Below are 20,320 nucleotides of genomic sequence, written 5' to 3'. Positions count from 1 at the left end.
CTCTCAGCCGGTGGTGAAGGTGAAGTCGTCCACGTCGAAGAGAGCGCCGGAACCGCCCTTGAAGACGAGGTGGAGCGTGGTGGTGCCGCGCGGGGCGCGGGACAGGTCGGCGTTGACGTCCTGGAAGCTCTCCCAGCCTCCGGTCACCGGGACGGTGGCCTTGCCGAGCAGGGTGCCGGTCGGTGAGCCGGCGCGGATCTCCAGCGTCCCGCCGGCTCCGCCCGAGGAGACACGTGCCGTGATTCTCTCGGCGTTGCCGAGGACGTACGGCGTGAAGGAGATCCAGTCGCCGTTGTCGATGTCGCCGACCGTCCTGCCGCCGTGGGCGACGTCCTTGGTGATGACCGTGACGCCGGACGAGTCGCCGAAGTGCTCGGCCTGTCGATGGCGGGGCTGCAGGACGTTCTGGTCGTGCGAGGTGAGCGCGGCCTGGCCGCCGCCTCCGCCGTCGGTGTACGCGGCGTCGAGGACTCCGAAAATGTTGGCGTCCTCGTCGTGGCCGCCGTCGGCGCTCGTATGGAGGGTGCCGGTGCAACCGTTTGCCGAGGTTACCGGGTGACCGTGGCTGTCGTGGCCGAGGACGAAGGTGACCTCGACCTTGGAGCAGTCGATCGCCTTGCCGTCCTCCGGGTCGGTGACCTTCACCCTGAACGGGATCGCGTCACCGAAACTGAACAACTGGCCGTCCTTCGGTGATTCCAGCACCACCTTCGGCGCCGTGTTCCCCACCACGACCTGGACGCTCGCGCTGCCGGTACGGCCGGAGGGGTCCTCGGCGGTCAGGGTCGCCGTGTACGTGCCGTTCCTCTTGTACCTGTGCGTGGGATCGGCCGCCGTCGACGTGCCGCCGTCACCGAAGTCCCAGGCGTAGGTGAGCGCGTCGCCGTCCTGGTCGGTCGTTCCGGCGGAGGAGAAGCGCACCCTCAAGGGGGCCTGTCCCGAGGTGCGATCGGCCGTGGCCTGGGCGACCGGGGAGTGGCCGTCGGTGGCGTTCTCGATGCGGTAGAGACCGGAGTGCTCGTCACCGCCGAACCACGCGGTGCCGTAGTCGAGCACGTACAACGCGCCGTCGGGTCCGAATGCCATGTCCATCACCTGGGTGCCGGTCCACGGGACGTCGTCGATCGACTGCACGGCGCCGTTCGCGTCGCCGGCGATGCGCTTGATCCAGCGTCGGCCGAACTCACCGGCGAAGAAGTTCCCGTCGTACGCCTGCGGGAACTTCACCGGCGAGTCGAGCGAGGCGTCGTAGTGGTAGACGGGGCCGCCCATCGGCGATTCGGATCCGTCCCCGAACTCGGGTACCGACGGGCCGTCGTACGGGATCCAGGCGGGCTGGGCCGGGGGGAGGTCGGTGAGGCCGGTGTTGTGCGGCGAGGTGTTCTCGGGGGCGGCGCAGTCGAAGGGGGCGCCGGACGCACCGGACGCGAAATCGTAGGCGACATACGGATCGTTGTCGCCCGTGCAGAACGGCCACCCGAAGTTGCCCGGACCGGTGACACGTGCGAACTCCACCTGACCGGCGGGTCCCCGCGCCGGATCGGCCGCACCGGCATCGGGGCCGTAGTCGCCGACGTAGAGGATGCCGGTGGCCTTGTCGACGCTGAAGCGGAACGGGTTGCGGAAACCCATCGCGTAGATCTCGGGCCGTGTCCTGTCCGTACCGGGGGCGAACAGGTTGCCGTCCGGGACGGCGTAGGAGCCGTCGGTGTTCACCTTGATGCGCAGGATCTTGCCGCGCAGGTCGTTGGTGTTTCCGGATGAACGCCGGGCGTCGAAGGCGGGGTTGCGGTTGTCGCGCCCGTCGATGGGAGTGAAGCCGTCCGACTGGAAGGGGTTGCTGTCGTCGCCGGTGGACAGATACAGGTTCCCGGCGGCGTCGAAGTCGATGTCACCGCCGACGTGGCAGCACAGGCCGCGGGAGGCAGGTACGTCGAGGATCTTCGTCTCGCTGGAGACGTCGAGCGTCCCGTCCGTCCCGAGCACGAAGCGGGAGAGACGGTTGACCCCGTCGAAGGACGCGAAGTCGGCCGCCGTTCCGGTCTCGGGGGCGTCGCCCGCCGGCGTGTCCAACGGCGGCGCGTAGTAGAGGTAGATGAACCGGTTGGCCGCGAACTCCGGGTCCACCCCGATGCCTTGGAGGCCTTCCTCGTCATGGGAGTAGACGTCGAGCTTTCCGGCCAGTCGTGTGTTGCCGGCCGCGTCGGTGAGCCGGAGCTCGCCGTCGCGTGAGGTGTGCAGGACGGAGCGGTCGGGCAGCACCGCGAGCGACATGGGCTCGCCGACCTCGGCCTCGCCCTTGGCGAGGGTGACCTGCTGGAAGTCCTCGGCCGCGGCCACCGGGTCGGCGACGGCTGCGCCGACCTGGGGTGCGGCGAGGGTGAGCGACGCGCCGGCCAGCAGGGCGCCGCTCAGGAGGGCGACGGCTCTGCGCAGCGAAGGACGTCGTCTGCGGGTCTCGGCTCTGCGGGTGCCGGTGGTGGGGTCGTTCCCGTGCACGGATGCCTCCAGAGTGGGGCTGGTTGTACGGGCGGGTGCGAATGCCGGGATGCGCCGTCATCCCGGTGCGGATGAACAGTCGGATGAGCCTGTGGGGTGGCTCGGTCGCCTCGGTTGCCTGGTCGCCGGTCGCCTGGTCGCCGCGGTTCGCTCGGTCGGCTCCGCGGGCTCAGTCGACTCCGTCGGCTCAGTCGGCTCCGCGGGCTCGGTCGGCTCAGTCGGCTCAGTCGGCTCCGCGGGCTCAGTCGGCTCCTTGGCCTCAGTCGGCTCCGTGGGCGCGGTGGGCTCAGTCGGCTTGGTGGGCTCAGTCGGCTCCGTTGCCGAACGCCGCGTCGAAGGACGCGGACGGCGGGTCGAAGTCGTAGGCCCGAAGGCGGGTCAGGGCCTCGGGGGCGCCCTGTAGCCGGTCCATCCCGGCGTCCTCCCACTCGACGGAGATCGGGCCCCGGTAGTCGATGGAGCGCAGCATGCGGAACACGTCCTCCCAGGGGACGTCACCATGGCCGGCGGAGACGAAGTCCCAGCCACGTCGCGGGTCGCCCCAGGGCAGATGGGAGCCGAGGCGTCCGTTGCGGCCGTCCAGACGCTTGCGGGCCTCCTTGCAGTCCACGTGGTAGATGCGCTCGCGGAAGTCCCACAGGAAGCCGACCGGGTCGAGGTCCTGCCACACGAAATGGCTCGGGTCGAAGTTGAGACCGAAAGCCGGTCGACGGTCGACCGCATCCAGTGTGCGCACGGTCGTCCAGTAGTCATATGCGATCTCGCTGGGGTGGACCTCGTGGGCGAACCGCACACCCTGCGCGTCGAAGACGTCGAGGATGGGGTTCCAGCGCTCGGCGAAGTCCTCGTAGCCCCGCTCGATCATCGACTCGGGCGCGGGCGGGAACATGGCGACCAGATGCCAGATGGCGGAGCCGGTGAAGCCGATCACCGTGTCGACGCCGAAGGCGGCCGCGGCCCTGGCGGTGTCGGCGATCTCGGCGGCGGCCCGCCGCCGGACGCCCTCCGGTTCGCCGTCGCCCCAGATGCGGCCGGGCAGAATCGCCTGATGGCGTTCGTCGATGATGGCGTCGCAGACCGCCTGCCCTACCAGGTGGTTGGAGATGGCCCAGCACTTCAGCCCGTACTTGTCGAGGAGTTGATGACGGGACTCCACGTATCCGGGATCCGCGAGTGCCTTGTCGACCTCGAAGTGGTCACCCCAGCAGGCGAGTTCCAGCCCGTCGTAACCGAAGTCGCGCGCGAGACGGCAGACCTCCTCCAGGGGGAGGTCGGCCCACTGGCCGGTGAAGAGTGTGAACGTACGCGGCATGCTCCAGGCCCTCCTTGGTCCTCAGTCCGCTATCGGGGTGTAGACGGAGTTCTTCTCGGCGCTCTCCTCGACCGCCGCCAGGACGCGCTGCACCTGCAGTCCGTCGGCGAAGGAGGGTTCGGGGCGGCTGCCCTCGGCGACGGCGTGCACCAGGTCGCGGACCTGGTGGACGAACGTGTGCTCGTAGCCGAGTCCATGGCCCGGTGGCCACCAGGCGTTCAGGTAGGGGTGATCGGGTTCGGTGACGAGGATGCGGCGGAAGCCGGCGTGCGTGCCGGGTTCGGTGGCGTCGTGGAACCAGAGTTCGTTGAGGCGTTCCAGATCGAAGGCCAGCGAGCCGCGCTCACCGTTGAGTTCGAGGCGCAGTGCGTTCTTGCGTCCGGTGGCGTACCGGGTCGCCTCGAAGGAGGCGAGCGCGCCGGAGGCGAAGCGACCCGTGAACAGGGCGGCGTCGTCGACGGTGACCGTGCCGGTGCCGTCGGCGGAGGCCGCGCTCAGGCCGCTCGTCGGACCACCGGGCAACGGACGCTCCCGCACGAAGGTCTCGGTGATCGCGGAGACTCCCGCGAGCCGCTCCCCCGTCAGGTGTTGTGCGAGGTCGACGATGTGCGCGCCCAGGTCGCCGAGCGAGCCGGAACCGGCCAGTTCCTTGCGCAGTCGCCAGGTCAGCGGGAAATCGCGGTCCACCAGCCAGTCCTGTAGGTACGTCACCCGGACGTGCCGCAGCGTGCCCAGCCGGCCCTCGGCGACCATCCGCCGGGCCAGCGCGGTGGCCGGGACGCGACGGTAGTTGAAGCCGACCATCGCCAACTGTCCCCGCGAGTAAGCGGCTTCGGCGGCGCGGGCCATGGTCTCGGCCTCTTCGACGGTGTTCGCGAGGGGCTTCTCGCACAGGACGTGTTTGCCGGCGGCCAGCGCCGCCACAGCGATCTCGGCGTGGGAGTCGCCGGGGGTGCAGATGTCGATGAGGTCGACGTCGTCCCGGGCGATCAGGGCACGCCAGTCGGTCTCGGTCGCCGCCCAGCCGTGCCGGTCCGCGGCCGCCCGCACGGCGGAGGGGTCCCGTCCGCAGATCACGGCGAGGACCGGCCGGTGGGGAAGATCGAAGACCCGGCCCGCGGTGCGCCAGCCCTGGGAGTGGGCGGCGCCCATGAACGCGTAACCGACCATCCCCACCCGGAGCGGCTGCTTGCCGGCCTCCGGACCCGCTGACTGCTGCGGCTGTTCCATACGGTTGTCCTCCTCGTCGTCGTGGCACGGTGGGGGTGGGACGCCGTCGGGCACGAGGACCCGGGCCGTCCGGCGGATTCCCAGGGGGAGCTGGTGCCGCCGGACGGCGCTGGTCCCGTCCTGCGGGCGGGCTCGTCCAGGTCGAGGCTTGTGCGGACGCGGCAGGCTGTCGGGTCCCGCGTTCCTCGGCCGGTGCGGTGGACGCAAGGCGATGCGGTCGACTCCGGCGACGCGGTGGACGCCGGCGATGTGACGGGTGGGACCCACGCCCGAGCACCGACCCCTCACCGGCGGCCTTTCGCAGGGAGAGCCGACGACTGCGACAGCGCCGTGCGGGACGGGGCGGACGCGACGGGATCGGTGGCTCCGGCGTCACTCCTGTCCTTCAGGCCGCTCGGCCGAAGTGCCTGGTGCACGGGGCCTGGGGAAGCCGGCTCGTCGCGGCCGTGTCCCGTCCTTCGTGGCCCGTACGCCGGATTCCGTACACCGGATTCCGCACGTCGCATCCCGTACGTCGCATCCCGTACACCGACTTCCGCATTCCGCATTCCGCATTCCGCATTCCGCACGTCGTATCCCGTAGCCGCAGCCCGTGAGCAGCGGCCGAACCGAACCGGTGGCATGCGACCGTCCCCCCGGGCGGAGCACGCCCTACTTGAAGCCGGTGGGCATGTACTGGTCGACGTTGGTCTTGTCGACGACCGCCGAGTAGAGGGTGATCGAGGCGGGGATCTCGTACTCGGCGAGACCGCCGACGCCCTTGCCCTGGCCGAGTGCGCGGGCGAGATCGATGGCGGAGGCGGCCATGGTCGGTGGGTAGAGAACGGTTGCCTTCAGGACACCGTTGTCCTGCTTGATCGCCTGGAAGGCGGCCAGGGCGCCCGCGCCGCCGACCATCAGGAAGCCGTCGCGTCCGGCCTGCTCGATGGCGCGCAGCGCACCCACACCCTGGTCGTCGTCGTGGTTCCACAGGGCATCGAACCTGGGTTGCGCTTGCAGGAGTTGAGCCATCTTGGCCTGGCCGGACTCGACCGTGAACTCGGCGGCCTGCCGGGCGACCTTCTTGACGTTGGGGTAGTTCTTCAGCGCGTCGTCGAAGCCCTGAGTGCGCTGCTTGGTGAGTTCCAGGTTGTCCAGTCCGGCCAGTTCGATCACGCGGGCGTCGGACTTTCCCTTGAGTTTCTCCCCGATGTAGTGCCCGGCGTTGAGACCCATTCCGTAGTTGTCGCCGCCGACCCAGCACCGGTACGCCTGGGGCGTGTTGAATATCCGGTCGAGGTTGACCACGGGGATGCCCGCGCGCATCGCCTTCAGGCCGACCTGGGTGAGGGCCTTGCCGTCGGCGGGCAGCACCACCAGGACGTCGACCTTCTTGTTGATGAGGGTCTCGATCTGGCCGATCTGCTGGGCGGTGTCGTTCGACCCCTCGGTGATCTCCAGCGTCACGTCGGAGTACTTCTTCGCGCGGCTCTCCGCGTTGTCGTTGATGGCGTTGAGCCAGCCGTGGTCCGCCTGCGGTCCGGCGAAGCCGATGGTGACCTGCTTGCCGGGCTTGTCATCGGCGGCCGGCTGGTCGTTCGCGGCCGGTTCCTCGTCCTTGGAATCATTGCTGGTGCAACCCACGAGGAGGGTCCCGGCCGAGACGGCGGCGGCTCCGAAGAGCATTCCTCTGCGACTGGTGAAGCGGTTCGTGAACGGTGTCGGCTCTGGCATGACGGTGAACCCTTTCCTCAGGTCGTGCTCGCGGTACGGCGCTGGACCAGCACGGCGGCGACGATGATCGCGCCCTTGGCGATCTGCTGGACGTCGCTCTGCAGGTTGTTCAGGGCGAAGATGTTGGTGATCGTGGTGAAGATCAGTACGCCGAGCACGGAGCCGGTGATGGTGCCGCGCCCCCCGGTGAGCAGCGTGCCGCCGATGATCGCGGCGGCGATGGCGTCGAGTTCGTAGAGGTTGCCGTTGGTGTTCTGTCCCGAGCCGGACAGGATGATCAGCAGGAAGGCGGCGATACCGCAGCACAGCCCGGACAGCAGGTAGAGATACAGCCGCTGGCGGCGTACGTCGATGCCGGCGAGCCTGGCGGCCTCCGCGTTGCCGCCGACGGCCACCGTGCGGCGACCGAACGTGGTGCGGTTCAGCACCAACCAGCCGATCACCGTCACGATCGCGAAGACGATCACGAGCGGCGGCACGCCGAGCACATAGGCGTCACGCTCGCCCAGATCGAGGACGCCGTCCACGGTCACGATCTGCGTCCGGCCGTCCGTGAGCTGGAGGGCCAGTCCGCGTGCGGAGGCCAGCATGGCGAGTGTCGCGATGAACGGCACCATGCCGCCGTACGCGATGAGCAGGCCGTTGACCAGGCCGCAGCCCACTCCGACGATCATCGCCGTGAAGAGAATGCCCGCGAAACCGTATTCCTGGGTGGCGACGGTGGTCGCCCACACCGATGCCAGCGCGACGATCGCGCCGACCGAGAGGTCGATGCCCCCGGAGGTGATGACGAAGGTCATGCCGACGGTGACGACGCCGATCACGGACGCCTGGGTGAGGACGAGTTGGAGGTTGCGGGTGTCGAGGAACTCGTCGGGTTTGGTGATCCCCCCGATCACGATGAGCGCGGTGAGCACACCGAGCAGCGAGAGGGTGCGGAGGTCGGCGCGGACCATCACGGTGCGCCAGGCGGGGAGCGGGATCTGCGGCACCTTGTCGGTGCTGTCCCGCGGTGGGGAGACGGGCTGCGTCATGACGCCGGGCTTCCTTCCATGACGAGATCGAGTACGCGGTGTTCGTCCAGTTCACGGGCCGGGGCCGTGTGGACGACGCGGCCTTCGCGGAGCACCAGCACACGGTCGGCGAGGCCGAGGACCTCGGGCACCTCACTGGAGACCAGCAGCACGGCGAGGCCTTCGTCGGCCAGTCGACGGACGACTGCGTACAGTTCGGCGCGGGCACCGACGTCGACGCCGCGCGTCGGCTCGTCGAGGAGCAGGACCCGGCAGCCGCGCAGCAGCCAGCGGGCCAGGACCGCCTTCTGCTGGTTGCCGCCGGAGAGCGTGCGCACGGGGGCGGACGGATCGTCGGGGCGCAGTGACAGCTCGCGCGTCGCGGCCCGGGCCGCCCCCCGTTCCGCTCGCCGGTCGATCCAACCCCCGCGCGAGAAGCGGGACATCGAGGCGACGGAGACATTGCGGGTGACGGACTCCAGCATCAGCAGGGCCTGTGCCTTGCGTTCCTCGGGAGCGAGCCCCAGTCCGGCCCGTACGGCCGCACGCACGCTGCCGGGACGCAAGGGCCGTCCTCCGACGAGGACGTGACCGCCGCTCGGCCTCCGGGCTCCGTAGATCGTCTCCAGGATCTCCGAGCGCCCCGAGCCGACCAGTCCGGCAAGGCCGACGATCTCTCCGGGCCGCACGCTCAGGTCGAGGGGGGCGAACTCACCGTCCCTGGCGAGTCCTCGCACCTCCAGCAGCGGCGTCCCGCCCGCGGACCCGCCGCCGGCCACGTCCCCGGCACCGTCCGTCGCCCCGGTCACGCCGCCCGACGGCCGCTCGGGGAAGGCGTACTCGACGTTGCGCCCCGTCATCAACGCGACGACCTCGCGGGTCGGCGTCGTCTTCGCCGGAAGCCCACCGGCCACCGCACGGCCGTCCTTGAGCACGGTCACGCGGTCCCCGATGCGGCGGATCTCCTCCAGCCGGTGCGAGATGTAGACGACGGCCACTCCGTCGGCGGTCAGGTCGCCGACGATCCGGAACAGGTTGTCGACCTCGTCGGGGTCGAGCGCGGCGGACGGTTCGTCCATCACGATGAGCCGTACATCGTGGGAGAGCGCCCGCGCCATGGACACGATCTGTTGCTGAGCCGCCGACAACTCCCCCACCAGCCGGGTCGGTTCGATCTCGGCGTGCCCGAGCCGTTTCAGCAACGCCGCCGTAGAGGCGCGTGCCGCCTTGCCCCGTACGACGAATCCGGCGGCCGTGGGTTCATGTCCCAAGTGGACGTTCTCCGCCACCGACAGATGCTCCACCAGGTCGAGTTCCTGGTAGATGGTGGCGATGCCGAGGCGCATGGCGGCGATCGGGGAGCGCAGGGTGACGGGCCCGCCCTGCCAGCGGATGACGCCGTCGTCGGGCTGGTGCGCACCGGCCAGAACCTTGATGAGGGTGGACTTGCCGGCGCCGTTCTGGCCGAGCAGGCAGTGCACCTCACCGGCCTGGACGGCGAGGTCGACGCCGTCCAACGCCCGTACTCCGGGGAAGGACTTGGTGATGCCGGACATGCTGAGCAGGGGTGGTTCCGTTGCCATGTGGGTTCCCCTCGGCGGACGTGCGGGCCGGAGTCAGGGCAGAACAAGTCGTTGTTCTCAGGCAGAGCAGGGCGGAGCGGTGCGGGACGGAGCGGGCAGGGCGGAGCGACACGCTGTGCTGGTGTGACCGTGCCGGGTAGCGGTTACGCGGGCGAGAACAGATGGTCGCTGATCAGCCGGGCCGCGCCGATGACACCGGCGGTGGGGCCCAACTCTCCCAGGACAATGGGGAGGTTGCCGGTCGCCAGGGGCAGCGACTGGCGGTACACCTGAGTGCGGATCGCGGCGAGCAGGGTGTGACCGAGACCGGTCACCCCACCGCCGATCACCACCAGGCCGGGGTTGAAGAACGAGACGAGTGACGCGATGACCTGGCCGACACGGTTGCCGCCCTCCCGGATCATCTCCAGGGAGGTGGCGTCTCCCGCGGCCGCCGCGGCGGCGACATCGAGGGCGGTGAGGCCGCCGTGCGACGCCAGCCGGGCCGCGAGTTCCGCCGAAAGGCCCTGCTGGGCCGCTTCCAGCGCGTCCCGGGCCAGCGCCGCGCCGCTGAAGTGGGCCTCCAGACACCCCCGGTTGCCGCAGGCGCACGGACGGCCGTCGGGCACGGCCTGGATGTGCCCGATGTCGCCCGCGCTGCCGGTCGTACCGCGGTAGACCTGGCCGCCGACGACGATGCCGCAGCCGATCCCGGTGCCGATCTTGACGCAGAGGAAGTCGGCGACGGTGCGGGCGACGCCCGCGTGCTGCTCCCCCATCGCCATGAGGTTCACGTCGTTGTCGACCATCACCGGGCAGCCGAGCTCCTGGCTGAGCGCCTCCCGCACGGGGAAGCCGTCCCAGCCGGGCATGATCGGCGGCGCCACCGGCACGCCTTCGGGGAAACGAACCGGCCCGGGTACACCGATGCCGGCGCCGTCGAAGCCCTCGGCCAGTCCCGTCGCCCTCAACTTGGCGGCCATCGCCAGGACTTGCTCGAAGACCGCGACCGGACCCTCACGTACGTCGAGGGGCTGGTTGAGGTGTCCGAGAGTCTCCAGTTCGGCGTTGGTGACGGCGACGTCGACCGAGGTCGCGCCGATGTCGACGCCGAGGAAGCGCAGCCCGGGGTTGAGCCGGACGTTGTGGGAGCGGCGGCCGCCTCGCGAGGCGGCGAGTCCGTCGGCCACGACCAGCCCCGTGTCCAGGAGCCGGTCCACCTCCACGGCCAGCTTGGACCGCGACAGGTCGATCCGGTCACCCAGTTGGGCACGGGAGTTGGGGCCGCCGTCCCGGAGCAACTTGAGCAGACGGGCCTGATGAGCGTTCGCGGGTCGTGCCGTCATACGTCTCACGAGCCCCTCCCCGCCTCAGTTCGGCCACCAGTGTCGGGCTTTCGAAGGGAACGTAGCAGCGCCTGCCGAAGCTGGGAAGAAGCTGTGCACGGATTGCCGTCAACTTTCTCCACTCACAGGACAAAGGACGGAACCGACGCACCCGAAACCGGTAGAGGCCCGGTGAAGCCGCGGATCTCGGAGAGCTCAGGACGCGGGGCGGTCGTGGTACGAGCGCCGGGTGTGCTCGGTGTGTTCACGCATCAGCCGGGTGGCCGTCTGTTCGTTGTGGGCGGCGATCGCCGCGATCAGGTCGCGGTGCTCGATCCAGGACTGGCTGCCCCGCTGCCGGGCGATCGGGGTGTAGTACCAGCGCACCCGCCGGTCCACCTGGGCCGCAAGTTCGGCGAGCACCGCGTTGCCCGCGAGCTCGATGACCTTGGCGTGGAAGCGGGCGTTCAGGGCGACCGCGGAGTCCACGTCGTCACTCGCCACGGCGTGCATGCCCTGGGCCAGGATCTCGTCCAGGGCCTCGATGCCGGCCTTGTCCGCGCGCGCCGCGGCGAGCCGCGCGGCTTCCGCCTCCAGCAGTGTGCGGACGGTCAGGAGTTGATCCGCCTCGTCCTCGGTCGGCTCGTGCACGAACGCGCCCTGGGCGGGCCTGAGGTCCACCCAGCCCTCGGTGTTGAGCCGCTGGAGCGCCTCGCGCACCGGCTGCCGTGAGACGCCGAGGTGCGTGGCGAGTTCGCTCTCGACGAGGTGCTGGCCGGGCTGGAGGGCGCGGGTGGTGATGAGTTCGAGCAGGGCCTCGTAGACGCGGTCGCGCAGTGGGCCGGGGCGTTCGAGCCTGGGCACCGTGCCCTGCGGCAGTCCTGTCGACAACATCGGTCGGTCCCCCTCCTGGGCAACACCGGGCAACTGCAACCGGAAAGCCACCTGTCGATTGACGTACTCGGCTGTCCGCAGCCGGTCGACTGTCCACAGCCGAGTATCGATTGTCTTTCGTCTACAGTCTACGGCGCACAGTAGCCAGAGCCGGGCACAGTCGATCGCGTCACACTACGCCGCGCCCCACCCGCGGAAATCCGTCCGCGACGGCGTTCCGCCCCTCGCTCACGGGCAGCGCACGACCTGCCCCGCGTACGACAGGTTGCCGCCGAAGCCGAACAGCAGTACCGGGTCCCCCGCGGAGACCGCGCCCTGCTCGACGAGCTTGGAGAAGGCGAGCGGGATGCTGGCGGCGGAGGTGTTACCCGATTCGGTGACGTCACGCGCGACCACCGCGTTGACGGCGCCGATCTTCTGCGCGAGGGGTTCGATGATGCGCAGGTTCGCCTGGTGCAGGACGACGGCGGCGAGGTCCGCGGGGGTGAGGCCCGCCCGTTCGCAGGCCTGTCGCGCCAGCGGCGGCAGCTGGGTGGTGGCCCAGCGGTAGACGCTCTGCCCCTCCTGCGCGAACCGGGCCGGCTGCCCCTCGATGCGCACCGCGTGTCCCATCTCGGGCAGCGAGCCCCACAGCACCGGCGAGATGCCGGGCTCCACGCCGTCGGGACAGGCCTCGACCACGGCGGCGCCCGCTCCGTCGCCCACGAGCACGCAGGTGGTGCGGTCGCTCCAGTCGGTCACCTCGGACATCTTGTCGGCGCCGATGACCAGGGCACGCGTCGCGGCTCCCGCGCGGACGGTGTGGTCGGCGGTGGCCAGCGCGTGGGTGAAACCGGCGCAGACGACGTTGACGTCCATCGCGGCGGGCCGCGGGATGCCGAGGCGGGCGGCGACCCGGGCTGCCATGTTCGGCGAGCGGTCGACGGCCGTGGAGGTCGCGACCAGCACCAGGTCGATGTCGCCCGGCGCGAGGCCGGCCGCCGCGAGCGCCTTGGCGGCGGCGTGCGCGGCCAGCTCGTCCACCGGCTCGTCGGGGCCTGCGATGTGGCGCGTACGGATGCCCACCCGGCTCCTGATCCACTCGTCACTGGTGTCGACCAGGCCCGCCAGATCCTCGTTGGTGAGCACCTTGGCGGGCTGGTAGTGGCCGACGGCGGCGATGCGCGAGCCGTTCATTGGGGGGTCCCCTCGTTGCCTTGGGTAGCGGGATCCACCAGTCTGATCAGTGACTCACGGGTACGAGGGCGCGTGAAGCGACAGGAAACCGGTTCCCGGGTTGTCGGCTTCCCCATAGCCCTCGGACGCCCGAGCAGCCGCCGAACGCCTACCGCCGGACACCGGCCCCCCGGAACACACCGCTACCCGGTTACCCGGTGAACAGCTGCGTCGCCTTCCGTACCAGCTCGTACAGCCCGTAGACGAGCGGTGCCCCCACCCACAGCCAGGCGAAGGCGATCAGCGGCCGCCGGTCAGGCTGCGGACTCGGGCTGTTGTCGTTCGACATCGGCGGCCTCCCTCTGGGCGGGCACGTGGTGGTGGCGGGCGTGAACGGGCCGGACGAGCTCATTGGCGACGAAGCCGAGGGCCAGCAGCCCGATCATGATGAACAGTGACAGTGTGTACAGGGACGAGCCGTGCTTTCCGGCGTCCTCCTGCCGGTCGGCGATCCAGTTCACGATCAGCGGACCGAGCACGCCGGCGGTGGACCAGGCGGTGAGCAGCCGTCCGTGGATCGCGCCGACCTGGTAGGCGCCGAACAGGTCCTTGAGGTAGGCGGGGATCGTCGCGAAGCCGCCGCCGTAGAAGGAGAGGATGACCAGGGCGCACAGCACGAACAGCGGTTTCGACGAGTCACCGATCAGCGCGATGAGGGCGTACATCAGGGCGCCGACGCCCAGGTACACCCGGTAGACGTTCTTGCGTCCGATCAGGTCGGAGGTCGACGACCAACCGATCCGGCCCGCCATGTTCGCCGCGGACAGCAGAGCGACGAAGCCCGCGGCCGCCGACACCGAGACCGGGGTGGCGGTGTCGGCGAAGAAGTCCCTGATCATCGGGGCGGCCTTCTCCAGGATGCCGATGCCCGCGGTCACGTTCATGCAGAGCACGACCCACAGGCACCAGAACTGCGGAGTGCGCACCGCCCTGCTCGCCGAGACCTGCACGCCCTCGACGGCGCCGGGCGCGCCCGCGACCGGACGCGCGCCGCGCGGTACCCGCACCAGCAGGACGCCCAGCGTCATGAATACGGCATACGACAGCCCGTGCACGAGGAACGCGAGGGCTATCCCGGAACTGTCGGAACCGAACGACTCCAGCATCTGCGCCGACCAGGGCGAAGCGATGAGCGCGCCGCCGCCGAAGCCCATGATGGCGATGCCGGTGGCCATTCCGGGCCGGTCCGGGAACCACTTGATCAAGGTGGAGACGGGCGAGATGTAACCGATACCGAGACCGATTCCACCGACGAAACCGTAGCCGAGCACGATCAGCCAAAACTGTTCGGTGGCGGCTCCGAGTGCGGAGATCAGGAAGCCGGACGAGAAGCAGACCAGGGCGACGGTCATCGCCCAGCGCGGCCCGTTGCGCTCGACCAGTGTGCCGCCGAAGGCCGCGGACAGGCCGAGCATGACGATGGCGAGCTGGAACGGCAGCGCGCTCTGGGTTCCGCTGAGCCCGAGCGCGGATTCGAGCGGCGGCTTGAACACGGACCACGCGTAGGCCTGGCCGATGGAGAGATGGACCGAGAGGGCGGCCGGGGGGACGAGCCAGCGGCTCCAGCCGGCCGGTGCGACGGGGGGACTCATGAGTCCTGAACGGTAGGAACCGGCGCGGGCCTTGGAAAGGCGGCGCGTCGCCGGTATGCGGTGAACGGTATCCAGGCTGCGCCGAACGGTCGGACCGACCGGTTTTGGTAACCGCTTCCGCGTCCGCTCCGGACCAGGCCGGTTCACGTACCTCTGGGCCGCGGCGCGCCGCGTCCCTCTGGGACCGGCCGGGACGCGGATCGCCGAGAACGTCCCGGACGCTGCGCGAACCCTTGCCGCCCCAACTTCCATACTGTAGACAATATTTCGTCGACAGGATTCGACAGTTCCTCGGTACCCCCGACCGAACGGAGCTCCCTCGCAATGAAAGTCGCAGTTCTCGGCGCCGGTGCGATCGGCGCCTACGTCGGTGCGGCGCTTCACCGCGCCGGCGCCGACGTGCATCTCGTCGCCCGTGGACCGCATCTCACGGCCATGAGGAAAAAAGGCGGGACGGGGTGCGGGTGCTCAGTCAGCGCGGCGACTTCACCGCCCGCGCCCACGCCACCGACGACCCGGGCGAGATCGGCCCGGTCGACTTCGTCTTCCTGGGTCTCAAGGCGAACTCGTACGCGGCGTGCGGGCCGCTGATCGCGCCTCTGCTGCACGACTCCACCGCGGTGGTCGCCGCACAGAACGGCATCCCCTGGTGGTACTTCCACCGCCACGGCGGCCCGTACGACGGACTGCGCGTCGAGAGCGTGGACCCGGACGGCGCGGTCAGCGCGGTACTCGCGCCCGAACGGGCCGTCGGCTGTGTGGTCTACGCGGCCACCGAGCTCGAAGCGCCGGGCGTCGTACGTCACCTGGAAGGAACCAGGTTCTCCGTCGGCGAGCCCGACCGCAGCGTCTCGGCCCGCTGCCTGGCCATCAGCGAGGCCATGCAGGCCGGGGGACTGAAGTGCCCCGTGGAACCGGGGCTGCGCAACGACATCTGGCTCAAGCTGCTGGGCAACATCTCGTTCAATCCGATCAGCGCGCTGGCCCGCGCCACCATGCGGCAGATGTGTCTGCACGGCGGTACCCGCCGGGTCATCGAGATGATGATGCGCGAGACGCTCGCGGTCGCCGAGGCCCTGGGCTGCGAGGTGGGCGTCTCCATCGAACGTCGGCTCGCGGGCGCGGAGAAGGTCGGCGACCACCGCACCTCCACGCTCCAGGACCTGGAGCGCGGCAAGCCGCTCGAACTCGACGTCCTCCTGGCGGCCGTCGTCGAGTTGGCGGAGATCACCGGCGTGGACGTGCCCACCCTGCGCACCGTGTACGCCATCTCGGACCTGCTCGCACTGAGGAGCGCCGCATGATCGCTGGAGAGCACGCATGAGGAAACGCGACCGGACCCCGAAGACCTACACCCGGCTCACCCGACCGCTCATCAGGGACTCGCGCAACGAGCCTTTCCGAGAGACGAGTTGGGAGGAGGCCCTGGAGCGCACCGCGCGGGGCCTGCGGCGCAACCGCGGCGCGTTCGGCCTGTTCTCCTGCGCCCGCGCCACCAACGAGATGAACTACGTGGCGCAGAAGTTCGCCCGGGTCGTCATGGGCACCAACAACGTCGACTCGTGCAACCGGACCTGCCACGCCCCGAGCGTCGCCGGCCTGACGGCGGCCTTCGGCTCCGGCGGCGGGACGTCGTCGTACGAGGAGATCGAGCACACCGACGTCATCGTGATGTGGGGGTCCAACGCGCGTTTCGCGCATCCGATCTTCTTCCAGCACGTGCTGAAGGGGATCAGGAACGGCGCCCGGATGTACGCCGTCGACCCGCGCCGGACGTCCACCGCCGAGTGGGCGGACGGCTGGCTCGGCCTCAACGTCGGCACGGACATCCCGATGGCCCACGCGATCGGCCGCGAGATCATCCACGCCGGTCTCGCCAACGAGGCCTTCGTGAAACGCGCGACCGGCGACTTCGAGGCGTACAGGGCACTCGTGGAGCCCTGGACACTGTCCCTCGCGGAGAAGGTGACGGGCGTACCGGCTGCCGCCATCAAGGAGCTGGCGCACGCCTACGCCCGTGCCGAACGTGCCCAGCTGTGCTGGACGCTCGGCATCACCGAGCACCACAACGGCACGGACAACGTACGGGCGCTCATCAACCTCTCGTTGCTCACCGGGCACGTGGGCCGCTACGGCTCCGGCCTTCAGCCCCTGCGCGGGCAGAACAACGTGCAGGGGGGCGGTGACATGGGCGCGATCCCCAACCGGCTCCCCGGGTTCCAGGACATCCTCGACCCCGCTGCCCGGCTGAGGTTCGAGTCGGCCTGGGACACGGTCGTCCAGCCGCACTACGGACTGAACCTCACGGAGATGTTCGAGGCGATGGAGGAGGGCTCGCTGAAGGCGGTCTACTGCATCGGCGAGAACCCCGCCCAGTCCGAGGCGGACGGCGAGCAGGCCGTACGTCGGATGCGCTCCCTCGACTTCCTCGTGGTACAGGACATCTTCCTGACGAAGACCGCCGAGTTGGCGGACGTGGTGCTGCCCGCCACGGCCGGCTGGGCGGAGACCGACGGCACGACCACCAACAGCGAAAGGCGGGTGCAGCGGGTGCGGCGGGCCGTGACGCCGCCGGGCGAGGCGCGCGAGGACATCGACATCCTCTGCGACCTGGCGACGCGGCTCGGCCACGAGTGGAAGTACGCCGACGCCGAGGCCGTCTGGAACGAGCTCAGGTCGGTGTCCCCGGACCACTACGGAATGACGTACGACCGGCTGGAGAGGCATCAGGGCATCCAGTGGCCGTGTCCGAGCACTGACGGACTCGAACCCGCTTACCTGCACGGCCGGTTGTGGGAGGCGGAGCCTGAACGGCGTGGCAGGCTCGCCCCGTTCGGGATCGTCCAGCACGACCCGCCGGTCGACCTGACGGACGAGGAGTACCCGATCCGGCTGACGACCGGGCGGCGACTCGACTCCTACAACACCGGTGTGCAGAGCGGGAGTTTCGCCTCGCCGCTGCGGCGCGGGGAGTACGTCGAACTGTGCCCGGAGGACGCCGAGCACCACGGGGTCGTCGTCGGCGAGGAGGTCCGGGTGAGTTCGCGGCGCGGATCCGTGGTCGCGCCGGTGTGGATCGACACCGCCCTGCGGCCCGGGCTCGCCTTCATGACCATGCACTTTCCCGACGAGGTGGACACCAACCAGCTGACGATCGAGGCGAACTGCCCGATCGCGGGGACGGCGGAGTTCAAGGCGTCGGCGATCCGGATCGAGAAGCTTCCGGCCCCGACCTACGTGAGGTGATGTCGTGGACCTGCACTTCGGCGACAGCAAACCGACGGACGACGAACGGGCGGCCGTGGACGCCCTGTTCGGCCCACCCGAGTCCTCGTGGGAGGGCGCCGACCGTTGCGACGCGGACCTGCGGTGGGCGCGCGGCGGACGCGAGGCCCGGAACCGCCGCGACCTGCTGCTGCCGGGGCTGCACGCGATCAACGACCGGATCGGCTGGATCAGCGAGGGCGCACTCGGCTATCTGTGCCGTCGGCTGACCGTGCCTCCTGCGGAGGCGTACGGCGTCGCCACCTTCTACGCGATGTTCTCGGTCGAGCCGCGGCCGGCCACCGTGCTCCAGGTGTGCACGGACCTCGCCTGCGCCGCCGCGGGCGCCGCCGGACTGTGTGCCGGGATCGCGTCACGCCTGGGCTCGGACAGCGGGGTGTCCGTCGAGCGCAGTCCCTGCCTCGGCCTGTGCGAGCGGGCCCCGGCGGTGCTCGCGGTCAGGGCCGGAGATCCGGTGCGTACGGCGTTGTCGGCGCCGGCGGACGTGGAGACGGCCGTACTCGCCGCGAGCGCTCCCGGCTCGGCGCCCGAGGAGCGGCCTGCGGCGGGGGCGGTGCCTCAGGCAGGTGACGCGTCGCTGATCCTGCTGCGCCGCATCGGCGTGGTGGATCCGTCGTCGCTCGACGACTACCGCGCTCACGGCGGCTACACGGCCCTGCGCCGTGCCTTCGCTCTCGGTCCCTCCGAGGTGATCCGCGAGGTGACCGACTCCGGCCTGCTCGGTCGCGGCGGCGCCGCCTTCCCCACCGGCCGCAAGTGGCGGGCCACGGCGTCCCAGCCGGACGGTCCGCACTACCTGGTGTGCAACGCCGACGAGTCCGAGCCCGGCACCTTCAAGGACCGGGTGCTCATGGAGGGCGACCCGTACGCGCTGGTCGAGGCGATGACGGTCGCGGCGTACGCGGTCGGCGCGCACAAGGGGTACCTGTACGTGCGCGGCGAGTATCCGCGCGCCCTGCGCCGTATGCGACATGCCGTCGACTGCGCACGCGCTCGCGGTCTGCTCGGCGACGACGTCCTCGGCCAGGGCTACGCCTTCGACATCGAGATCCGACGGGGCGCCGGCGCCTACATCTGCGGCGAGGAGACGGCCCTGTTCAACTCCATCGAGGGATACCGGGGCGAGCCCCGCTCGAAACCGCCGTTCCCCGTGGAGAAGGGCCTGTTCGGCAGGCCGACGGTCGAGAACAACGTGGAGACGCTCGTCAACGTCCTGCCGATCCTCACCATGGGCGCCCCGGCCTACGCGGCGATCGGCACGCCCGGGTCCACCGGCCCCAAGCTGTTCTGCGTGTCGGGCACGGTCGAGCGCCCCGGCGTGTACGAACTGCCCTTCGGTGCGACGCTGGGCGAACTCCTCACCCTCGCCGGGCTCCGCGAGAACCTGCGTGCCGTGCTGCTCGGCGGCGCGGCCGGCGGCTTCGTACGGCCGGACGAACTGGACGTCCCGCTGACTTTCGAGGGCACCCGGGAGGCGGGCACGACGCTCGGTTCGGGGGTCGTGATGGCCTTCGACGACACCGTCCCGATGCCCCGACTCCTGGTGCGCATCGCCGAGTTCTTCCGGGACGAGTCGTGCGGGCAGTGCGTGCCCTGCCGGGTCGGGACCGTGCGGCAGGAGGAGGCGCTGCATCGGATCGTGGAGCGGACCGGCACCGACGCCGCCGACGACATCGCCCTCCTGCGCGAGGTCGGCCGCGCGATGCGCGACGCCTCGATCTGCGGTCTGGGCCAGACCGCCTGGAACGCCGTGGAATCCGCCATCGACCGTCTGGGGGCGTACGAATGACCGCGACCGTCCGCACAGGAGCCGCCGTATGACCGCGATCCCGCTGGGCGTGCCGCGTCGGCTCGTGGAGTTCACGATCGACGGGCAGGAGGCGAGGGTCCCCGAGGGGTCGACGATCCTGGACGCCTGCCGGGCCGCCGGGAAGGACGTCCCGACCCTGTGCGAGGGCGACACGCTCACCCCGAAGAACGCCTGCCGGGTCTGCGTCGTGGAGGTCGAGGGCTCCCGGACGCTGGTGCCGGCGTGCTCCCGCCGGGCGGAGGCCGGCATGGAGGTCCGCACCGGCACCGAGCGCGCCCGGCACAGCCGGAAGATCGTTCTCGAGCTGCTCGCGTCCTCGGTCGACCTGTCCACGACACCGATGGTCGCGGAATGGATCAAGGAGTACGACGCGAAACCCGATCGCTTCGGCCCCGACGCGGCCCGGCTGAACGAGGAACCGAAGATCGACAACGAGCTGTACGTACGTGATTACGACAAGTGCATCCTCTGCTACAAGTGCGTGGACGCCTGCGGTGACCAGTGGCAGAACACCTTCGCGATCTCCGTCTCGGGGCGTGGTTTCGACGCCCGGATCGCCGTCGAGCACGACGCTCCGCTGACCGACTCGGCCTGCGTGTACTGCGGAAACTGCATCGAGGTGTGCCCGACGGGAGCGTTGTCGTTCAAGTCCGAGTTCGACCGGCGAGCGGCCGGGGAATGGGACGAATCGGCACAGACGCGCACCACCACCGTATGCGCCTACTGCGGAGTTGGCTGCAACCTCACGCTCCATGTGCAGGACAATGACATCGTGAAGGTGACCTCACCGCACGACAATCCCGTGACCCACGGGAACCTTTGCATCAAGGGCCGCTTCGGCTACCAGCACGTACAGAACCGGGGCTGATC

The 20,320-nt window shown here is 70.1% G+C and carries 14 protein-coding genes and 1 pseudogene; 4 read left to right on the top strand and 11 right to left on the bottom strand.

Features of this window, described 5'->3' with window-relative positions; all coding sequences use genetic code 11:
* Positions 1-3 precede the first annotated feature (3 nt).
* The 11 genes from QF030_RS33210 to QF030_RS33160 all read right to left on the bottom strand — a co-directional run bounded on the left by QF030_RS33210 (position 4) and on the right by QF030_RS33160 (position 14,355).
* Positions 4-2,499, bottom strand: a complete 2,496-nt coding sequence (locus QF030_RS33210; RefSeq protein ID WP_307166256.1) for a carbohydrate-binding protein — start codon at positions 2,497-2,499, stop codon at positions 4-6.
* A gap of 304 nt (positions 2,500-2,803) precedes the next feature.
* Positions 2,804-3,811 (bottom strand): sugar phosphate isomerase/epimerase family protein, encoded by a 1,008-nt coding sequence (locus QF030_RS33205; RefSeq protein WP_307166255.1) that lies wholly within the window; start codon positions 3,809-3,811, stop codon positions 2,804-2,806.
* A 21-nt stretch (positions 3,812-3,832) separates the two neighbouring features.
* A complete protein-coding gene (locus QF030_RS33200) occupies positions 3,833-5,041 on the bottom strand; it encodes a Gfo/Idh/MocA family protein (RefSeq protein ID WP_307166254.1) in 1,209 nt (402 codons plus the stop codon).
* 651 nt (positions 5,042-5,692) lie between these two features.
* Positions 5,693-6,754 (bottom strand): substrate-binding domain-containing protein, encoded by a 1,062-nt coding sequence (locus QF030_RS33195; protein ID WP_307166253.1) that lies wholly within the window; start codon positions 6,752-6,754, stop codon positions 5,693-5,695.
* 17 nt (positions 6,755-6,771) lie between these two features.
* The gene (locus tag QF030_RS33190) at positions 6,772-7,788 is read right to left on the bottom strand and encodes an ABC transporter permease (RefSeq protein ID WP_307166252.1); all 1,017 of its coding nucleotides are present in this window, start codon (positions 7,786-7,788) and stop codon (positions 6,772-6,774) included.
* Positions 7,785-9,350: a sugar ABC transporter ATP-binding protein gene (locus QF030_RS33185; RefSeq protein WP_307166251.1), complete on the bottom strand. Its 1,566-nt coding sequence runs from the start codon at positions 9,348-9,350 to the stop codon at positions 7,785-7,787. The genes QF030_RS33190 and QF030_RS33185 overlap by 4 nt, the downstream gene beginning before the upstream one ends.
* 143 nt (positions 9,351-9,493) lie before the next feature.
* Positions 9,494-10,675 carry an ROK family transcriptional regulator gene (locus QF030_RS33180; RefSeq protein WP_307167773.1) on the bottom strand — a complete coding sequence of 394 codons (1,182 nt, stop codon included), beginning with the start codon at positions 10,673-10,675 and terminating at the stop codon, positions 9,494-9,496.
* Between the two features lie 195 nt (positions 10,676-10,870).
* On the bottom strand, positions 10,871-11,548 hold the full coding sequence (locus QF030_RS33175; protein ID WP_307166250.1) for a GntR family transcriptional regulator: 678 nt from the start codon (positions 11,546-11,548) through the stop codon (positions 10,871-10,873).
* 228 nt (positions 11,549-11,776) lie between these two features.
* On the bottom strand, positions 11,777-12,724 hold the full coding sequence (locus QF030_RS33170) for a beta-ketoacyl-ACP synthase III (RefSeq protein ID WP_307166249.1): 948 nt from the start codon (positions 12,722-12,724) through the stop codon (positions 11,777-11,779).
* A 190-nt stretch (positions 12,725-12,914) separates the two neighbouring features.
* Positions 12,915-13,052, bottom strand: coding sequence for an MFS transporter small subunit (locus QF030_RS33165; protein WP_307166248.1), 138 nt, complete (start codon positions 13,050-13,052; stop codon positions 12,915-12,917).
* A complete protein-coding gene (locus QF030_RS33160; protein ID WP_307166247.1) occupies positions 13,018-14,355 on the bottom strand; it encodes an OFA family MFS transporter in 1,338 nt (445 codons plus the stop codon). The genes QF030_RS33165 and QF030_RS33160 overlap by 35 nt, the downstream gene beginning before the upstream one ends.
* A gap of 324 nt (positions 14,356-14,679) precedes the next feature.
* On the opposite strand from QF030_RS33160, the pseudogene QF030_RS33155 reads away from it, so the two are divergent.
* From QF030_RS33155 to QF030_RS33140, 4 genes and pseudogenes are all read left to right on the top strand, one after another.
* Positions 14,680-15,659: pseudogene (locus tag QF030_RS33155) on the top strand (2-dehydropantoate 2-reductase).
* Positions 15,660-15,675: 16 nt separating this feature from the next.
* Positions 15,676-17,601, top strand: a complete 1,926-nt coding sequence (locus QF030_RS33150) for a molybdopterin oxidoreductase family protein (protein WP_307166246.1) — start codon at positions 15,676-15,678, stop codon at positions 17,599-17,601.
* Between the two features lie 4 nt (positions 17,602-17,605).
* Complete coding sequence (locus QF030_RS33145; protein WP_307166245.1) at positions 17,606-19,429, top strand: NAD(P)H-dependent oxidoreductase subunit E; 1,824 nt, start codon at positions 17,606-17,608, stop codon at positions 19,427-19,429.
* A gap of 28 nt (positions 19,430-19,457) precedes the next feature.
* The gene (locus tag QF030_RS33140) at positions 19,458-20,318 is read left to right on the top strand and encodes a 2Fe-2S iron-sulfur cluster-binding protein (protein ID WP_307166244.1); all 861 of its coding nucleotides are present in this window, start codon (positions 19,458-19,460) and stop codon (positions 20,316-20,318) included.
* Positions 20,319-20,320 lie beyond the last annotated feature (2 nt).

The sequence above is a fragment of the Streptomyces rishiriensis genome (genome assembly GCF_030815485.1).
GTDB classification, from domain to species: Bacteria; Actinomycetota; Actinomycetes; order Streptomycetales; family Streptomycetaceae; genus Streptomyces; species Streptomyces rishiriensis_A.
This window is presented reverse-complemented; position numbering and strand designations above follow the sequence as displayed.